General features: G+C 62.5%; 18 protein-coding genes. 3 read left to right on the forward strand and 15 right to left on the reverse strand.

What is annotated here, in order from left to right:
• The first annotated feature begins 116 nt into the window (after positions 1-116).
• Positions 117-680 (forward strand): GNAT family N-acetyltransferase, encoded by a 564-nt coding sequence (locus H0I86_RS16975; RefSeq protein WP_180921372.1) that lies wholly within the window; start codon positions 117-119, stop codon positions 678-680.
• A 57-nt stretch (positions 681-737) separates the two neighbouring features.
• On the opposite strand, the gene H0I86_RS16980 is transcribed toward H0I86_RS16975, so the two are convergent.
• The 4 genes from H0I86_RS16980 to H0I86_RS16995 form a co-directional block, all read right to left on the reverse strand.
• Positions 738-1,655 (reverse strand): universal stress protein, encoded by a 918-nt coding sequence (locus tag H0I86_RS16980; protein ID WP_180921373.1) that lies wholly within the window; start codon positions 1,653-1,655, stop codon positions 738-740.
• A 106-nt stretch (positions 1,656-1,761) separates the two neighbouring features.
• Complete coding sequence (locus H0I86_RS16985) at positions 1,762-3,000, reverse strand: MgtC/SapB family protein (protein ID WP_180921374.1); 1,239 nt, start codon at positions 2,998-3,000, stop codon at positions 1,762-1,764.
• Between the two features lie 45 nt (positions 3,001-3,045).
• The gene (locus H0I86_RS16990) at positions 3,046-3,288 is read right to left on the reverse strand and encodes a hypothetical protein (RefSeq protein ID WP_180925951.1); all 243 of its coding nucleotides are present in this window, start codon (positions 3,286-3,288) and stop codon (positions 3,046-3,048) included.
• A 41-nt stretch (positions 3,289-3,329) separates the two neighbouring features.
• Positions 3,330-4,403, reverse strand: coding sequence for an NAD(P)-dependent alcohol dehydrogenase (locus tag H0I86_RS16995; protein ID WP_180921375.1), 1,074 nt, complete (start codon positions 4,401-4,403; stop codon positions 3,330-3,332).
• Positions 4,404-4,662: 259 nt separating this feature from the next.
• Here H0I86_RS16995 and H0I86_RS17000 point away from each other — a divergent pair, with 259 nt between their 5' ends.
• Entirely contained in the window at positions 4,663-5,595 is a 933-nt protein-coding gene (locus H0I86_RS17000; protein ID WP_180921376.1) for a universal stress protein, read from the forward strand.
• A 61-nt stretch (positions 5,596-5,656) separates the two neighbouring features.
• Here H0I86_RS17000 and H0I86_RS17005 read toward each other — a convergent pair whose 3' ends face one another.
• A complete protein-coding gene (locus tag H0I86_RS17005; RefSeq protein ID WP_180921377.1) occupies positions 5,657-6,295 on the reverse strand; it encodes a TetR/AcrR family transcriptional regulator in 639 nt (212 codons plus the stop codon).
• Positions 6,296-6,424: 129 nt separating this feature from the next.
• Here H0I86_RS17005 and H0I86_RS17010 point away from each other — a divergent pair, with 129 nt between their 5' ends.
• Positions 6,425-7,084, forward strand: a complete 660-nt coding sequence (locus H0I86_RS17010) for an O-methyltransferase (protein WP_180921378.1) — start codon at positions 6,425-6,427, stop codon at positions 7,082-7,084.
• A 94-nt stretch (positions 7,085-7,178) separates the two neighbouring features.
• On the opposite strand, the gene H0I86_RS17015 is transcribed toward H0I86_RS17010, so the two are convergent.
• The 10 genes from H0I86_RS17015 to H0I86_RS17060 form a co-directional block, all read right to left on the reverse strand.
• A complete protein-coding gene (locus H0I86_RS17015) occupies positions 7,179-8,855 on the reverse strand; it encodes a M28 family peptidase (RefSeq protein ID WP_180921379.1) in 1,677 nt (558 codons plus the stop codon).
• Entirely contained in the window at positions 8,856-9,641 is a 786-nt protein-coding gene (locus tag H0I86_RS17020) for an amidohydrolase family protein (RefSeq protein WP_016702955.1), read from the reverse strand.
• Positions 9,642-9,705: 64 nt separating this feature from the next.
• Positions 9,706-10,494 (reverse strand): ABC transporter permease, encoded by a 789-nt coding sequence (locus tag H0I86_RS17025; RefSeq protein WP_016702954.1) that lies wholly within the window; start codon positions 10,492-10,494, stop codon positions 9,706-9,708.
• Positions 10,491-11,294: an ABC transporter permease gene (locus H0I86_RS17030; RefSeq protein ID WP_016702953.1), complete on the reverse strand. Its 804-nt coding sequence runs from the start codon at positions 11,292-11,294 to the stop codon at positions 10,491-10,493. The genes H0I86_RS17025 and H0I86_RS17030 overlap by 4 nt, the downstream gene beginning before the upstream one ends.
• Positions 11,294-12,280: an ABC transporter ATP-binding protein gene (locus H0I86_RS17035; protein ID WP_016702952.1), complete on the reverse strand. Its 987-nt coding sequence runs from the start codon at positions 12,278-12,280 to the stop codon at positions 11,294-11,296. Before H0I86_RS17035 ends, H0I86_RS17030 begins: the two co-directional genes overlap by 1 nt.
• 118 nt (positions 12,281-12,398) lie before the next feature.
• Complete coding sequence (locus tag H0I86_RS17040) at positions 12,399-13,235, reverse strand: hypothetical protein (RefSeq protein WP_180921380.1); 837 nt, start codon at positions 13,233-13,235, stop codon at positions 12,399-12,401.
• A gap of 86 nt (positions 13,236-13,321) precedes the next feature.
• A complete protein-coding gene (locus tag H0I86_RS17045; RefSeq protein ID WP_180921381.1) occupies positions 13,322-13,951 on the reverse strand; it encodes a class I SAM-dependent methyltransferase in 630 nt (209 codons plus the stop codon).
• Between the two features lie 36 nt (positions 13,952-13,987).
• Positions 13,988-15,010 carry an outer membrane protein assembly factor BamB gene (locus H0I86_RS17050; protein ID WP_180921382.1) on the reverse strand — a complete coding sequence of 341 codons (1,023 nt, stop codon included), beginning with the start codon at positions 15,008-15,010 and terminating at the stop codon, positions 13,988-13,990.
• A gap of 125 nt (positions 15,011-15,135) precedes the next feature.
• Positions 15,136-15,543, reverse strand: coding sequence for a VOC family protein (locus H0I86_RS17055; RefSeq protein ID WP_258019331.1), 408 nt, complete (start codon positions 15,541-15,543; stop codon positions 15,136-15,138).
• Positions 15,544-15,569: 26 nt separating this feature from the next.
• Positions 15,570-16,688 carry a tetratricopeptide repeat protein gene (locus H0I86_RS17060; RefSeq protein WP_180921384.1) on the reverse strand — a complete coding sequence of 373 codons (1,119 nt, stop codon included), beginning with the start codon at positions 16,686-16,688 and terminating at the stop codon, positions 15,570-15,572.
• Positions 16,689-17,192: the final 504 nt, after the last annotated feature.

The following is a 17,192-nucleotide window of genomic DNA, read 5'->3' on the forward strand; positions in this document are numbered from 1 at the left end:
GGTCTGTCGCCAGTGTCTGATCCAGATCAGATCCGGGTGCCATCAGCAGGGTAAAACCAAGCGAACCGCGTGTGCATTGCCGCGCGGCCCCTTTCGGCCGTATGGAGAACCCCATCATGCTCACTGTCAAAGACCACAACGAACGGGCCGCCGCCGTCTACGCCGCGGTCCCCGGAGAACACTGGATCGAAGCGCTGAGGGACGGCCATCATGTGCTGATCCGGCCACTGGCGGAAAAGGACCGCGAGCGGGAGTACGCCTTTATCAAGCGCCTGTCTCCCGAATCCAGGCACATGCGCTTTCTTGCCCAGATCAGCGACCCCAGTGGTGCCATGCTCGATCAGTTGATGAACATCGACGGCAAGCAGCGCATGGCCTACGTCGCACTGGCTCACGATAACGGACAACTGATCGAGATCGGCATCAGCCGCTACGCCGCCACGGGCGAACAAGAATGCGAATGCGCGGTGACCGTCGCCGACGAATGGAGACACCTGGGCCTGGGAACCTTGTTGATGGAGCATCTGATCAAGGCTGCCCGCAAGAACGGCTTTCGCCAGATGTATTCGATCGACGCCGCCAGCAATGCGCCCATGCGCGACCTGGCCAAGGCCCTGGGTTTCGAACGCAGTCACGATCCCGACGACAGCCGCCAGGTCATCCATCGCCTCCACCTGTAAAATCAGCGCCCCGTGGCGGACCGGCCAGCGGTCCGCCCGGGGCGACTCAACCCTCGATTACAGCCTTTTGTCCGGTTTTATCGCCAGCACACTGCATGGTGTCCGATGCAAAAGCTGCTCGGCGGTGCTGCCCAAGAGTTTTTTCAATCCCTTGTGCTGAACGGTTCCCATGACAATGACGTCAGTGCGGTGGGTAATCGCGAAGTCACAGATGCACGACAGCGGCGTACCTTCGATGAAGTGGCGACGCTCTGGCGGCACGCCATGGCGTTCGGCGAGTGCCGCGAACGCCTCGAATTGCGCCTCGCCCAACACTTCGTAGATCCCGGCGCTCAATGGCAGCACGCCAACCCCCATGTCCTGGGCATACACCGCGGCCCAGTCATACACATGCACCAGCTCGAGTCCCGCGGCACATTGCCCGGCCAGCTTTACCGCGGCGTCGATAATCTGGTCGTTGAACACCTTGTCCTGCTCTTCGCTGCGCAGCACGTCGACGATGGCCAGCACATTGCGTGGCCGCGGGTTGAGGGCATTGGTCACCAGGTGCACCGGCACCGGACAATCCCGTAGCAGCTGCCAATCCAGCGGGGTGAAGAACACGCGCTTCAAGGCCGGCTCTTCTTCGGCGTCCTTGATGATCAGGGCCAGGGGCATTTCATTGACGAAGTGCAGGATTTCTTCGAACGGACGGTGCACCCAGACCACTTCGCAGGTGACCTCTATGCCCTGTTCGCTCATCGAGCGAGCTTGCTCTTCGAGCCATTGCCGATGGCTGTGCAGATAACCATCCCGGGCCTGGGCGATCTGTTCGGGCGCGAACAGGCCGGCCACCGCCAGCGCCTGCAGATAATCAAACGCCACGATATGCAAGGGTAACTGCATCGCCCGGGCCAGTGCAGCGGCGCGGTCGAACGCCGGCGTCCGGTTCATGGCTGGCGGGGCAATGAGCAATAAACGCTGAGTCTGCGACATAAGGCACCTTGGCATGCGGCCGTCTAAAAACACTGACTGGAATTGCAGATTGAAGGTTTCAAGGCCGGGTGACTTGATCTTTGTCAGCTACCCGAAGCAACAGGCTTCAGTACAACCAGATGCCGGCCCACATCGCCAACGTCAGCAGTACCTGGCCCGGAATGACATAAGCGGCGAAGCGGTGCCCGCCGCTGACCCAGGCCACCAGGCATTTGCTCAGGGAATTGCTGCTGATCACGATCAGCACCGGCGTGGCGATAGCCTGGAACGGCAACTGGCCGGACTTGGCCAGGGAGGCTATCGACGCCGTCGAGGAATGGGCGTCGGCGAAACCGCTGAGGGTCGCCGTGACCATCACCCCTACTTCGCCAAAGTGGCTCAACATCACCGACGACAGGAAAGTAATACCGGTCATGGCCAGCGTGACGAGCAAGGCCAGCTTGAGGTTGAACGCGCCGCCGACCTTGATCGGCTGGTGGGCGTCCTGGGCTGGTGCGGGAAACATCAGGCACAGGCCATACAATGCCGTGGCGGCCGCACCGGCGAATAGCGGCCCCCACATAGGCCCCAGCAGACCGGTATCGACCGCGCCCAGGATCAGGCCCACCTGGGTCAGGGTGGCCAGGTTGGAGAGTAGCGCCGCCGAGCCCAGGACCTTGATGCTGTCCGGTTCTTTGGCAGCGATATGCCCCATAGCGGCGATGGTCACCGTGCTGGAGGCGAACCCCGAAGCGATGGCACTGATCGCATAACCATAACGGGTGCCCAGGGTACGGACGGCGATATGGCCTATCGCGCCCACGGCCATCAGCAACACGGTCAGGGTGCAGATGGTGCGCAAATTGATCGCGGCATAAGGCCCGATGTAACGATCCGGCGCCAGCGGCAACACCACCAGCGCGGCGATCAGCAGTACCAGGCCGTCGCGCATTTCCGCTTCGCTCAGTTGGCTGCGGGCGAAATGATGCAACTTTTGCCGATAGGCCAGCAGCCCGGCCATCACCACGCCAATGGCAATCGCCAGTTCCGGCGCCGTACCGCACATCGCCCCCAGCGCCAGTACCGTGAGCAACGCCACTTCGCTGGTCACGCCCGGGTCGCTGCCCAGGCTTCGCCAATACGCCACGGTGACCAGCGAGGCCAGGCAGATCGTCATGATCCCTAGCAGCAGGCCACCACCGACCTGCATGGCCACGTATCCCAGCAGCGCGGTAATGGCGAATGTGCGCAACCCGGCACAGGCTCGGCTGTCTCCTCGCCCCTTGTGCCGCTCGCGCTCCAGGCCGATGAGCAGGCCGATTCCCAACGCAGCCGCCGCGCCCTCCGGGCCAAGGGTCGCACTCATAGCGCCTCCATATCCGGGTGAACCTTGCAGCCCTGGCCACGAGGGTCACTTCACCAGGCCTGGGCAGGCTCCCTTGCTGGTCGTCGGGGCGGATCGGTTGCCGGCGGTCCGAGGGGCGTCCCCCATCAGACCGGGGCTGGCCGGCCAGGCATGCGGCGCAGCGATGCGCGCCTTGAGTTGACCGACGAAGGCCGTTGCCGCTTCCAGGCTGCTGAAGCTCACTTCCAGGGTATCCATGTGCACCACCCAGCCGTGGCCGGTCGGATTCTCTGTAATGTCGATGATCATCGATCGCCTCCGTCCAAGCACCCGCGTCGCCCGCCCCGGCATCACGGGGTAATCGCCACCTTCATGACTCCGTCCCGCTGGTGAGCGAACAGCTCATAGGCGGCTTCGATATCGTCGAGTTTGAAGCGGTGGGTCACCAGCGGCGACAGATCGACCCCGCCGCTTTGCACCACCGCCATCAAGCGGCGCATGCGTTCCTTGCCGCCGGGGCACAGGGTGCTGACGATGCTGTAGTCGCCCAGCCCGGCGGCGAAGGCATCGAGGGGGATGTGCAGGTCGCTGGAATACACGCCGAGGCTGGACAAGCGCCCGCCGGGCCGCAGCACGCGCAAGGCGGACTCAAAGGTGCCCTGGGTGCCCAGGGCTTCGATGGCCACGTCGACGCCACGGCCATCGGTGAGCGCCATGATCTGCTCGACCACGTTGCCGTCCCTGAAGTTGACCACCTGGGTCGCCCCCAAGCGTTTGGCCACCGTCATGCGCTCGGCCACGGCATCCACGCCGATGATCTGGCTGGCGCCTTTGAGCCGTGCACCGGCCACCGCGCAGAGGCCGATCGGCCCCAGGGCGAATACCACGACGGTGTCGCCGATATTGACCTCGCCACGCTCTGCCCCGGAAAACCCGGTGGACATGATATCGGGGCACATCAGCACCTGTTCGTCGCTGAGGCCGTCGGGGATCGGGCACAGGTTGGCCAGGGCATCCGGCACCAGCACGTACTCGGCCTGGCAACCGTCGATGATATTGCCGAACTTCCAGCCGCCGGTGGCGCGAAAGCCGTGACGGGTGTCCGGGCCGTCCTGGGAAGCGCAACCACACAAGCAGGCATAGCTTTGCCCGCTGGGCGTGATGGCCCCGGCTATCACCCGCTGCCCTTCGGTAAAACCGCGCACCTGCGAACCCAGTCGCTCGATGATGCCCACCGGTTCATGACCGATGGTCAGGCCCTTGGCCACCGGGTACTCGCCCCGCAGGATGTGCACGTCGGTGCCGCAGATCGTTGTCGTGGTGATGCGCACCAGGGCGTCCAGTGGGCCTACTTCCGGGATCGGCTTCTCATCAAGCACGATCCGGTTCTTTTCAACGAAAATTGCCGTTTTCATGGTGGCCATGGTGATCCTCCAGTCCTGAGCTCGCGCTTGAGTCCAGCAAGAGTTCCAGGCTGCGCCGGGAGGCAGGCCCTGAGGTTGATCATGATCAATAATTCATCAATGGGCCCCTCGCGACTGACCGCACGTCAGCTGGCCCGCTCCACTGCCGGACGGGTTGATACAGATCAAGCCCGCTCCCCCGGCCGGAGGCAGGATCGCAGAAGGTTTCACGGCCGAAGACGCGTTGCCGTCACTTGCTATTACCCCTGGGAGATTTGTCATGTCCGAGCAAGCACGTTTCATGCTGGTCGCCTCGCCGCTGATGGAGAACAGCCCGGCCTTCGATCGGGCCGCCGCGCTGGCCAGGGCCGAAGATGCAGCCCTGCACATCGTCGCCTTCGACTACCTGGAGGGTCTGGCCACGGCCAGCCTGGTCAACGAACAGGCCCTGGAGCAGATGCGCCTGGGCTACGTCGAGCGCCATCGCCAATGGCTTGAGGAACAGGCCCGCCCGCTGCGCAAACTGGGTGTCACCGTCACCACTGAAGTGGTGTGGGTGCAAAACCCGCTGCAGGAAATCCTGACGCACCTCAAGGAACAGCCCATGGCCCTGCTGATCAAGGCCCTGGAGCATCAATCGCGGCTGTCGAGGGTGTTCTTCACTCCCCTGGACATCCACCTGCTGCGCGAATGTCCGGTGCCCCTGCATTTTGTCAGCCATGTACGGCATGCGTTGCCACGCAGGATCGTCGCGGCGGTCGACCCGTTCCATCGCGATGGTCAGTACCAGGACTTCAACGACCGGATACTGCATGAAGCCTCGAAACTGGCCAGCGCCTGTAACGCCGAACTCGACGTGATCTATGCCCATGACTTGTCATCCATCGACGAGGACGAATTCAACTTCGACCAGAGCTCGACGTTTTTCTCGTCCAGCAAAGTCAAGACCCTGTTCGACGCACAGGGCGCGGCCTTCAACGAACTGGCCGAACGCAACGGCATTCCAGCGGAACGCCAGCACATGATCATGGGCAACCCGGCCAAGGTCCTGACCAGCTACGCAGACGCCTATGACGTCGACGTGATTGTCATGGGCAGGGTCGGTCATCGTGGTGGCTTGGGGCGCCTGATCGGCAGCACGGTGGAGCAATTGCTGTACAAGATGCCTTGCAGTGTGTGGGTGGTTTCGCCCGAGGTGCTGACGGCTGAATAGAGCCCCTTTTCAGGAGGCTTGCCCCCGCGCGCCTGGCCGGCAACCTCGCGGCCTTTACCGGTCAGCCAGCGCGGCGCGCCAATTGCGTGAGGTAAGCGCAGAACATGTCTGCCATCGCGTCGGCATAGGTCTGGATCTCTGCGGCGGTGCGCGGGCTTTCTGAAAAGTCCTTGCCTACGCTGCTGAGGGTGGTGGTGATCAAGTCGGCGGCCAGGACGCGGGCCGCCTGCGGCGCCTCGGGCAGCGCCTCTTCCATGAAAGCCTGGAAAATCCTCTCTCCTTGCGCCTTCACGGCCTGCGCTTCGGGGGCGTGGCGATACAGCGGCGCGGCGTCGTTGAGCGCCACGCGCATCCTGGCTTCCTCGCATTCGGAATGGATAAACACCCGGACCAGCACGCGCAACCGTTCCAGCGGGGCTTCGCCGACATCTTCGAGGATGCCGCGCAGCATCTGCGTGGTCTGTTGCCACTCATCGCTTTGCAGCCGGAACAGGATCGCCGCCTTGTTCGGGAAGTATTGGTACAGCGAACCGATGCTGACGCCGGCCTTCTCGGCCACCCGCGCGGTGGTGAAACGCTGCGCGCCTTCTTTGGCCAAAACCTGAGTAGCGGCTTCCAGGATCGCCGCGACCAGCTCCGTCGAGCGCGCCTGTTTAGGGGCTTTTCGCGAGGAAACCTGCGGGGTCCGGCGATTGCTCATGACGGCCTGGCAGGGCCGGAGCCAATGCGAATAGCAGATGCGGTCACTTGCTCATATCCTCTAAATGCGACGAATTGATCGCATTTTAGTTACGCGCCACCCGGCGTCAACTTCACACGGGATCCCCCCATGACCAGCACACTGACTACTTCCCCGCTCGCGCCCTTGCTCGATCGCCTGTTCGAGCAGGCCCATACGGCAACCAGCCCGGCCGTCGCCGGCATCTCCCGCGAAGAACGCGAGCGCCTGATGCACAGCAAGACCGAATACATGGATTTCTATGGCCGCCTGAAAGACCTCTGGCTGCCCGTCTCGCGCGAAACCGGCGGACTGTTGTACATGCTGGCACGCAGCACCCGGGCCCGACACATCGTCGAATTCGGCACCTCGTTCGGCATCTCGACCCTGCACCTGGCCGCGGCCATCCGCGACAACGGCGGCGGCCGCCTGATCGGCAGCGAGTTCGAAGCGTCCAAGGTAGAACGGGCACGCCAGCACCTGCTCGAAGGCAGCCTGGCTGACCTGGTGGAAATCCGCGAAGGCGACGCGCTGAAGACCCTGGCGGTCGACCTTCCGGAAGCCATCGACCTGCTCCTGCTCGACGGCGCCAAGGCGCTGTATGCCGACATCCTGGCCCTGGTCGAAAGCCGCCTGCGCCCGGGCGCGCTGATCGTCGCCGATAACACGGATTACTGCCCGGACTACCTGGCCCGGGTACGTTCGCCCGGCAGTGGCTACCTGTCCGTGCCCTTCGGCAACGACGTGGAGCTGTCGATGCGGCTTGGCTGAGTCATATCCAAGAGTACCAAGCGATCATCGAAACCCTCGGCCACTGCATCGAAGGCAACCGGCAGGCCAGCAGCGCGACGATGAAGCCTGTGTTTCATGAACATGGCGACGATTTTCGGCCGCCTTGATCTGGATAACGTCGCGGGCCATCAGCCGGATCTGCCTGTCCCTGGAGTCTGGTCCGGATAGCCGGCGAGCGCAGTGCGGGACGCCATGACGAGTCGGCCAGCAGGAGCAGCGTTTCATGAAGCACGTCGATGTCGGCGCAGAGGCTGGTGAAGTCCCAGTACCTGTCGAACGCATCGGACGTGCTGTGATACAGGTTCGAGTCGTAGAAGTCATGCCGTTTCAGGCCTTCCTCCACGCCCCCGCTGATCAGGTCGCTGCCGGTACTGACCTGGACCGCGGGGATGTCGATCTTGGCGAAGCTCGCCTGGTCGGATCGGTAGAAGTAGCCGGCGGCGGGCGCGTCATCGAGACTGATTTGCCGGTTCAGTTGCTTGCCGGCCCGCATGAACGCACTGGGCAGCTCGGATTGATCACCGTCCACCAGGCTCAGGTCGCGGGTCCTGCCGATTGGCACGAAGCCATCAACGTTGAGCGCCGCGACCACATCAAGGCCGGTCTCGTCGATCAACCGGGCGACCTGGGCGGAACCGAGCATGCCCACCTCCTCCGCGGTGGTCCAGGCAAAGAGCACGGTGCGGCGTAGCGGGCCCGCGTTCGCCAGCCGCCTGGACAGTTCGAGCAACACAGAGACACCGACCGCGTTGTCAACTGCGCCGGGGTAGTAGCCACGGGGCTGGCTGCTGTCCGGGGTCCTGCCGAGATGATCCCAGTGCGCGCACAGCAATACGCATTGCCGGGGGAAAAGCGCGCCTTTGTGCATGCCCAGCACATTCCGGCAATGGCCGATCTTGATCTCGAAACCCAGGCGCAGCTGCAAGCGGACGTCGAGCCAGGGCGCGCGTCTGGCCATCGGCCATGGGTCGGCCAGGAAGGCATCGAGCTCGACACCGGCCCTGGACAACAACTGCCGGCCGAAACGTTCGCTGCAGATCCCCTCGAATGCCAGGCCACTGCGCACCGCGCCCGGAAGAAACCGAAACGGCCGGCGCATCTCGTCCCGTACCAGATGGAAGGCGCTGCCGAACAGCTCATCGGTGTGGACGATGATCACGCCCGCGGCGCCTTGTCGAGCGGCCTCCTCGAACTTGTATTCCCAGCGGCCGTAGTAGGTCATCCGCTCACCCTGGAAGCGCTCGCCCCCCGGGCTGTTGCGCCCGGGATCGTTGGGCAGCGCCACCACCACCTTGCCGACGACATCGAGCCCGGCGTAATCGTCCCACTGGTATTGCGGCGCGACTATGCCGTAGCCGACGAAGACCAGAGGCGCGTTGTCGAACACGACGCGGGCCTGCTGGGAACGAATCAGCAACTCACCATCGTGCAGCGGGTCGGGCTGCCAACCGTCGCCCTGGATGGTCACCTGCCCGCCCCGCGGGGTAGCGGAACCAAGCGCCACGGACTGAAAAAGGCTTCTGCGGCCGTGCCAGGCCTTGAGCCCCATCCCCCGTGCCTTCCCGGCAATCCACAGGGATGCCCGCGCCCCTCCGGGCTCCCCTGCCCCACGCCCGGCGAAAAGCGCGCCGGACAGGGTCCGGCAGTTGTCGGCGAGTGCCGCGGCATGGGCCTTGTGCCTGAGGTAGCCACGCAAGGACGGCGCGCCCCCGGGCTTGGACTTGGCCTTTTTTGGCAGTGACCGGCGCATCTAGGCCCCCTGCTCCCTGGAAAAATGCTTGAACAACCGGGCGCCATTGTCGAAGAACACCTGCCGGTGGTACTGCGGCGCAATCGCCCTGGCGCACGCGGCGAAATAACCCGGGTAATCGACAGCGGGCCAACCCGAGCCGAAGACCAACCTGTCCGGCTTGCCGGTGTAGTCGAGCATCCAGCGGATCGGCTCGATCAGCAGCCTGTCCAGCGTGGCCTCGGAGACATCGCTCAACGGGCCCTCGATGATCGAACTGAGGTCGAGCCAGACATTGTGATTCTTCGCCGCGAGCACCGCGGCATCGGTGAACCAGGGATTGCCGCTGTGCACCAGGAGGAAGTTCACCTCGGGATGCTCGACTATGACCTCGTCCAGGCTCAGCGGATGGGCATACTTGAGCTTGGAGCGATGCCAGCCGGTGTCGCCGCTGTGGAACAGCACCGGGACATCGAACTGGCGCGCCAGGGCGTACAGCTCCCGAAGCCGAGGGTCGTCGGCGTACACATGCATGAACCCGAGGTTGATCTTGATCGCCAGGTAGACGCCGTCGGCCAGCCCCTGTGCCAGCGACTCGGAGCACCATTCAGGCTGGGCGATGACCGCGCACCTGCCCACCCCCAGTTCCCGCAACGCCTGGTCGCCGCAGGCGGGGGCACGGGAGTCGGTCACCGAGGCGACGATATTGAAGCGTGATTGCAACGCCTGGAACGCTTGCAGGCTGCCCGCCGCGGCGAACTCGGTATGCACGTGCGCGTCGAGAACGGGCCCGGAATAAGTGCTCATCGAAAAACTTCCCTGTGGGTCGATCACTATCGCCGCGCGGCATCCGGCGCGGCACCTTGAAGCACTAGCTGCTAGCGCTGCTGTAGGACCTCAGGGCAAACAGCCAGAACACCCTGGACAGGCACAGGAAGGCGACAGCGAACAGAATCGCGCCGAGTACCTGCGGCCATCCGACCATGCCCATGGCCCCGGTAACCGGGACGTTGGAAACGAAATACACCGGGACGAGGAAGGTCAGTATCGTGCGGATCGTCTGCGGAAAGGCCGATACCGGAAACCGTGCGATTTCCATCAGCGTATAGCTGATGATCCAGACATCGCCGATCTTCACGAACCAGATCGACAAGGTGCAGGTGATCAGGAACACCGAGTAGAAAATCGCCACCCCCGCGGCCATCAGCCCGAGGAACGCTGCGAGGTTGCCTGCACCCAGCGCGCCTTCGCTGTACATGGCGTACAGCACCACGGCAAGGCCGATCAGTACCCGGGGCAGTTCCCAGAGGCTGATCTTCGAACAGGACACCAGGAACTGACTGTCGACCGGACGCACCAGCAGGTAATCCAGGTCACCGGTGCGCACCTTCTCCGACAACGCGTGCAGGCTGGGAAACAGCCAGACCTCCAGCAGGCCCTCGAGGATCAGCGCCACGCCGAACAGCGCCAACACCTGGTGGAGGTTCCAGCCGCCCAGGCTGCCGACTTCGGCGAACATGGCATCGAGGAAGTACAGCGCCAGGAGCATGCCGACCACCGTATTCACCGCATTGGTGATGGCATTGGCGCGAAACTCCAGTTCCGCGAGCATCGAATGCCTGATCAGGGCCAGCAGGACTTTCAAGGTTCTCAGGCTCATATGCCGGCTCCGGAAAAGCGCTTCAGGCCCTGGCGCCACAGGCCCCGGCGCAACGCCACCAGCACCAGCACCCAGAACAGCTGGGCCACGAAACCGTACAGCAGCTCGATGCCCGCGGCCTTACCGATCAGCACCTTGACGGGAAAATCCAGAGCCGAGGCGAATGGCAGCAGCGCGACGATGGAGCGGGTCGCCTCGGGGAACAGGTCGACGGGAATGAGCGTGCCGCCCAGAACGGTGTACATCGACCAGACCAGGGCATCCAGCGCCACGGAGTTGGCCATCCAGAACGCCAGCAGGCCGACGCAGTAATAGATATGGAAAATGATGATCCAGGCCAGGACCAGCGAGACCAGGAAAAACGGCAGCTGCCTGGCGATGCTCGGCAGGTCAATGTCGAACAGGGAGGCGCCGATGCAAAACACCGTCACCACGATCGGCGCGCGCACCAGCATCTGCCCCAGATGTTCGGCCACATGGAACCAGAACGGCGCGACCGGCTTGAGCAGGCGGCCCGACAAGGTGCCGTGGCGTATCTCGTCGTTCAGCACGAAGATGACCCAGACCGCGGTCAGTTGCCTGACCAGATAGATGCCCAGGAAATACGCCACGAAATCGCTTGCAGCGTACCCACCAATCACCTGGTCCCGGGAAAGCTCCCACCAGATCAGCATCATGAACAACGGCGCGACGCCGCTGATCAGCCACACGAACAGCTGCGCCCGGTAGATCACGGTCACCAGCACGCTCGTGCGGATCAGGCGCCCGGCAATGCCGGGCAACGAAGCCAGGGCGACCATCAGGCGTGCTCCCTTGGCAGCAACAGGCGGGGGAACGCCTGCTCGAGGGACGGGCTCTGGATCGAGATGTCCGTCACCGGGAAGCTCGCCAGCAGCTGTGCCACGGTCTTGGCGACCTGCTCCTCGGGCACCAACAGTTCGGCGCCTTCGTTGTCCAGCCGGATCAGCTCGCCATAGGGGCGCAGGGATTCGTCGCTGACCGCCGAGGAGAAACGCAGGCACACCCGGCGCTCGGAAACATGGGCCTTCACCAGCGCCTGCCGGCCGCCGTCGAACACCACCTGGCCACGGTCCAGGACGATGACCCGGTTGGCCAGCGCCTCGATGTCCGCCATGTAGTGCGAGGTCAGGATGATCGTCGCCCCGAACGCCTTGTTGTAGTCGACGAGGAATTTGCGGATCGCGACCTGCATTTCCAGGTCCAGGCCGATGGTGGGCTCGTCGAGAAACAGAATGCTCGGGCGATGCAGCAACGACAGGATGAGCTCGCATTTCATCCGCTCGCCCAGGGACAGCTTCCTGACCGGGCGGCGGGCGATGTCGCCGGCCGACAGCAACTCGCACAGTTCATCGATCCGGCGCCGGCATTCGGCAGGCGGTATGTCGTAGAGGGCACCGTGCAGGTGGAAAGACTCCAGCGCCGGCAAGTCCCAGGTCAGTTGCTGCTTTTGCCCCATGACCAGGGTGATCGACTTGAGGAACTCCGGCCGTCTCTTGAAGGGTTCATGTCCCAGGACCGAGAGATGCCCGCTGCTGGGCCGGACGATGCCCGAGAGCATTTTCAGGGTCGTGGTCTTGCCCGCGCCATTGCCGCCGAGAAACCCGACCACCTCACCCGCGTCGATCGAAAAGGAGACATCCCTGACCGCGGGGATGAACTCTTTCTCACGCCGAAAATACCGGAGCAGGCTGCGTGAATGGCCGTCACTGGCTCGGTACACTTCGTATACCTTGCTGACATCACACAGCTCGATTGCTTTTGACATACATCTCCTTGATAACTCGCGCGTCCTGCGATTCAGTCAAAACGCCAGAATACTAGCATGGTGATCCTAGGTACTTGCCCGGCTGGCCGGGACCATCGGCAGCTGTGGCGCGGCGTATTTATCGGCGGCGCGCCAGCAGTTGCGCCTGATGCCAGGCAGGGGACAATCCCGTGTCGATTACAAGACAGATCGACGGCGCGACCTTTGACTGGGCGAGCAGCCCCAGGCCGGGCACGTGGTCCAGGGCGAAGTCGGCCGCTTCGAGCATCGCGGTTGTCCGACCCAGGTCGACCGTGGCCAGGTGCACCAGGCAGGACGCCCGCGCCAAGTCCACCGGCCCACTGTGGCGCTGCGCTGCGCGGTGCAGAAACGCCAGCCACTGGTGACCGATGGACAAGTGCCCCTCCTCCGTGCCGATGCTCCCCGTCACGTCGCCAAGGCCTTCGAAGCAATGGCGTCGATCCTGCTCGGGCTGGGCGCAGAGCAATGACACCCCGCTGATCGCAAACAGGCCATTTTCCGCTACCAGCAGGGTGAGGTCCGTACCGATACCGCGCAGGTACTGAATGACCGACACCGGTACATCTCCCGGGCTGCGGGCCGGCAGGCTGGCAATCAGCCAGGCCGGTGCCTCCTCGCCCAACGGCGTCTTCTCGGTCACCGCCAGGGCCGCACGCCGCGCGGGCGAAAGGCCTTCGACATCCGCCAGCAGATCGGTCGAGCAGAGCCAGATCGAACAGGGTCGAAGATCCTGCCCCTCCCCGGCCCCCACGGCCCCCTCGGAACAGAACTCAAGATACCCCCCACTCAACCTGAAGAAGGCGCTTACGCGTCCGTCGCCGTGCTGCACTTGTCGCGTATGCCCGATGAAGCCTGCCCGCTCCCACTGTCCGATGACCTCCGCGAACAGGCCCTCCGGCAGCGGATAGACGATGTGATCAAGATGGGATATCACCAGCGCTCTCCCTGCGGCTGCAATCGATGTCCAGTTCCCCCGTCGCCCGCCGAAGCACCGTCCTGTGCTCAGGCATGGGTATCGGTCTAAGGGCGCTTGCCCCGGGTGCAAAGCGTCAGCCCGTGCTCGTGCACGCCACCGCTTTTCACCTCCTGGGTCACCGCCTGCAAGCCCGTCGCCTTGAAGGCGTCGAGATAGCGAGCTTGCGGCCAGCGCGTCAGCTTCACGCCCAGCTCTTGCGCCCAGTCCTGCGACTCGTGGCTTTCCTCGTAGTAGTCGACCATGACGATCAGTTCTCCGCCCGGCGCCAGCAGGCTGGCGGCTTTCTCGATGGCGGCGGCGATGTCCTCGAAGTAATAGAACACCTCCATGGAGAAGATCAGATCGAAATGGCGGCCTGCTGGCGGGCGCCAGTTCAGGAAGCTCTCGACATCGATCTCGACGTTATCCAGGTCGGACACCCTGGTGGCGCACATGCGGGCCATTTCCTGGCTGAGTTCCACGGCAAGGCAATGCCCGCTGGCGAACTTCGACCTGGCCATGTACTCCAGGGCGTAACCATTGCCCGGCCCGATCTCCAGGTAACGCCCTGTAGATGGTTCAAGGGCGGACAGCACAGGCTCGACCCGGGCCCAATGTTCCCGGGCCATGTCCACCGCGCCATCCTCGATGGCCCACTCGTCGAAGAGCGCCTCGACTTCCAGTTCGTGACTCATCCAACACTCCTGTTTGCAGTTGGGATTCGACCCGCGTCAGCGGATCCATCGATAGAAATGTACGGCGTTGCGATGCGAGCCGATCACCAGGTGACCGTCATCCGTAAGCAGTGGCGAGGAATGAAAACCGCCACTGTGCTCCAGGCGCCACAGGCTCTCGCCGGTGCGTTGCGCCAGGCAATGCAGGCGCTCATCCGTGCCGACCAGCAAGGCATCGCCGGAAGGCAGCACGGTAAAGGGCGTGTACCTGAACTCGCACTCCAGGTTGACCCGCCACAGGCATTGCAGGCTGTGCAGGTCGATCCCGTACACATGCCCGTCATTGCTGCCGACGTACGCCACCCCCTGCGGGGACAGGCTCGGGCAAGACACCACGAAGCCATCGGTGTGAAATTGCCTGAGGACCGTACCGCTTTTGGTCTCGAACACGATGATCTTGCCGTCGACTTCCGTGCCTATGACACCACGCCCCGAGGCATGGTCGATCGCCGCGGTGCCTTCGAACCTGCCGGTTTCGGTGATTCTCCAGCGCTCCTCGCCGTCGGGCCTGAAGCACATCAGGATATTGTCGGTGCCGACGATGACATTGCCGTCCGCATCCAGTGCTGGCGAGCTGTAGAGATCGTCCTCTACCTGCTCGTCGAACGACTGCTTCCACAGCAACCTGCCCGAGGCATGGTCAAGGGCGTACAGCGTATGATCGTAGCTGCCTGCGTAGACGATGCTTCTGGCTGGATCGATGGTCGGGCTGGCATGGAATGGCCCCTGAGCATGAAAGGCCCAGAGGCATTCGCCATCCTGGCTTATCCGGCGCAAGACATGGTCCTCGCAACCCACCACGAAACTGCCATCGTCCGACACCGCAGGAGAGCTGTAGACCGGCCCCTGGGTCGCGAAACGCCACTGGTGCGCGCCATCGCGCAGGCTGACGCACTGCAGGCTGTTGTCCCAGCAGCCGAAAACGATGCGGTCCTCGCCGATCCTGCACGGAATGCTCCATACCCGTTCGGCGCAGGGAATCGTGCGCTGATGAGTCGGCTTGACGTGCCAGTCCAGCACCGGCGTATCCCGCCATGGCCTGTAACAGCGCAGCGCCTGGTTGTTTTTGTACCATGTGCTTTGCAAATGCTCAGCGTAATCCGACACGCCACCCTCCCCGGACACTTCCCGGTCCGTCGCGCTGCTTATTGGCACATTGTCCGCCTGGCGTCTTCTATGCCGCCGCCGTACTTCTCGGATATCTCGATCTTGTAACCATTGGGATCGAGAAAATAAACCGAACGTGAAGAGTGGTATTGAACTTCATAATCGGGGAGCAACTTCACGCCGTGATCGCGTAGTTGCGCCAGAACATGGTCGAAGTCTTCCACCAAAATACCGAAGTGAGTAATTTCCAGGCCATCATTCTTTACACCCCGCCCTTCGGCATATTCATGCATGCATAAATACAGTGTCTGATCCGCGCCAATAATCATCCAGCGGGTAAAGGCACGAATACCCACTTCCTTCACTTCGAAACCGAACACCCGCGCATAAAACGCCTGGCTTTCTTCAATATCGGCCACATCGAGCTGGATATGATCGATACCCACGATTCTGATCCTGTCGAGCGGAGCATTCATTGGACAAGCCCTCGATAATCATCCGGCAACAGGCCGTCGGTTTCCCAGGTATCGATATAGGATTTGAAGAACGGCAGCACTTCCGGCGAATGTTGCCGGGCTACTTCATAACCGGCGATACCGGCGGATATATTTGTCTTGTCGAGTAACAGGGTGCTCTTGAACGCGTCCAGCGCCTGGTCGAAGTTCCCCAGTTGCTGATGACAGGCACCGATCATGTATTGCGAGTAAGTCACCCGTGGAAAACCGATGTCGTAAGCCTTCTGGAAGCGTTGCAACGCGCGTTGCCATTGCCGGTCGACCACTTCGACCTCACCGGCCTCGTGATAGGAAATACTCCAGTCGGGATCGTAGGCAAGCAGCTCATCGGCCACACGCCGGGCACTTTCGACATCGCGGGCGACGTAGAGCATTTCCTTGAGCTTCGACTCGTAGACAGTCTTGCGTGCTTCCCGGGCCTCGATACTGCCGCCTCTCTCGCCGCGCAACACCGCCTCGGCATACTCTTCGGCCAGCAGCATGTATTGCCGCGTGGTGGCGACGTCGCCCCGGGCCGCCGGCACCATGGCCAGGCCGCGATAGAACGAAGACAGCGAAACCAGATCCGCCGGCGTGGTGCTCGAGGCAATCTGCTTGACCGCCGCCTCGCCCGTGCCGATGAACCAGCGGTTCAGCTCGTCATCGATGGCATTGCCCTTGATTTTCCAGACGATCGCCTGGGAGCAGACATCCAGCACCCGGGCTGGCGACAGCCGATGGGCCTGCATGAGCGCCTTGAGTGCGGTGAAGTCGTCCTGATGCGAGGATTGCATCTCAAGACGGTTCTGAATGGCAAAGCGGGCCAGATGATAAGTCACCCGCTGATCGGGATAGAGCGCGTCATAAGGTACCTCGGCCAGTACCTGATTGGCGAAGCGGTACCGGCAGCTGGCGGCCAGGGACTGTGCCAGGCTCAGTTTCTGCACCGGCGGAGCCCATTCGCGCAGGTCCGCCAGCCACTTCAGCTTGGCGACCGGACCGTCCATCCCGTACGAGAAAAACTCGAGCTCATCGACGCTGATGGCGTGCCGCTGCGCGACTTCGACCAGTGTCGAGGGTTCAAGAAGTTGAGGCACCCGATAAGGCACTTCATCGAAATTCTGTTCCGCCAGCCCCGCACACACAGAGCGGGACCAGTTCGTTTGATGCACGCCCGTGTCATCGTAAAAGAACACGGCGCGCGAGAATGCGTCATCCACTTTTCTGGACATATCATCTCCCTATGACATGTAGGAACCGCGAGAGGTGTGATTAAAAATACGGCCGAAGCAATGCTTCGGCCGTACTTCACAAGACACCGGTATCTTGTGTACAGCAGACAATCAGAGGATGAACAGCGCCGAAAGGATTCGGGTCTGAACGCTTTGATATTTAATCATTTCACTATCTCCATGTGATTAAAGGTTGCTGCCGAGTTGCAGCGATATCAGGTCTAGTTGCCACCCCGAAAAAGGTCAAGGAAACTCATCCAAAAAAATTTATTTAGCCGAAAAGCAGTCACAGAGAAAAAACCCGCTCATCCTTTATATACTTAGAACATATACTCAACCGCACAAGAATTTAACTGAACAGTTAGAACA

This window comes from Pseudomonas chlororaphis subsp. aurantiaca, assembly GCF_013466605.1.
Taxonomy (GTDB): domain Bacteria; phylum Pseudomonadota; class Gammaproteobacteria; order Pseudomonadales; family Pseudomonadaceae; genus Aquipseudomonas; species Aquipseudomonas chlororaphis_I.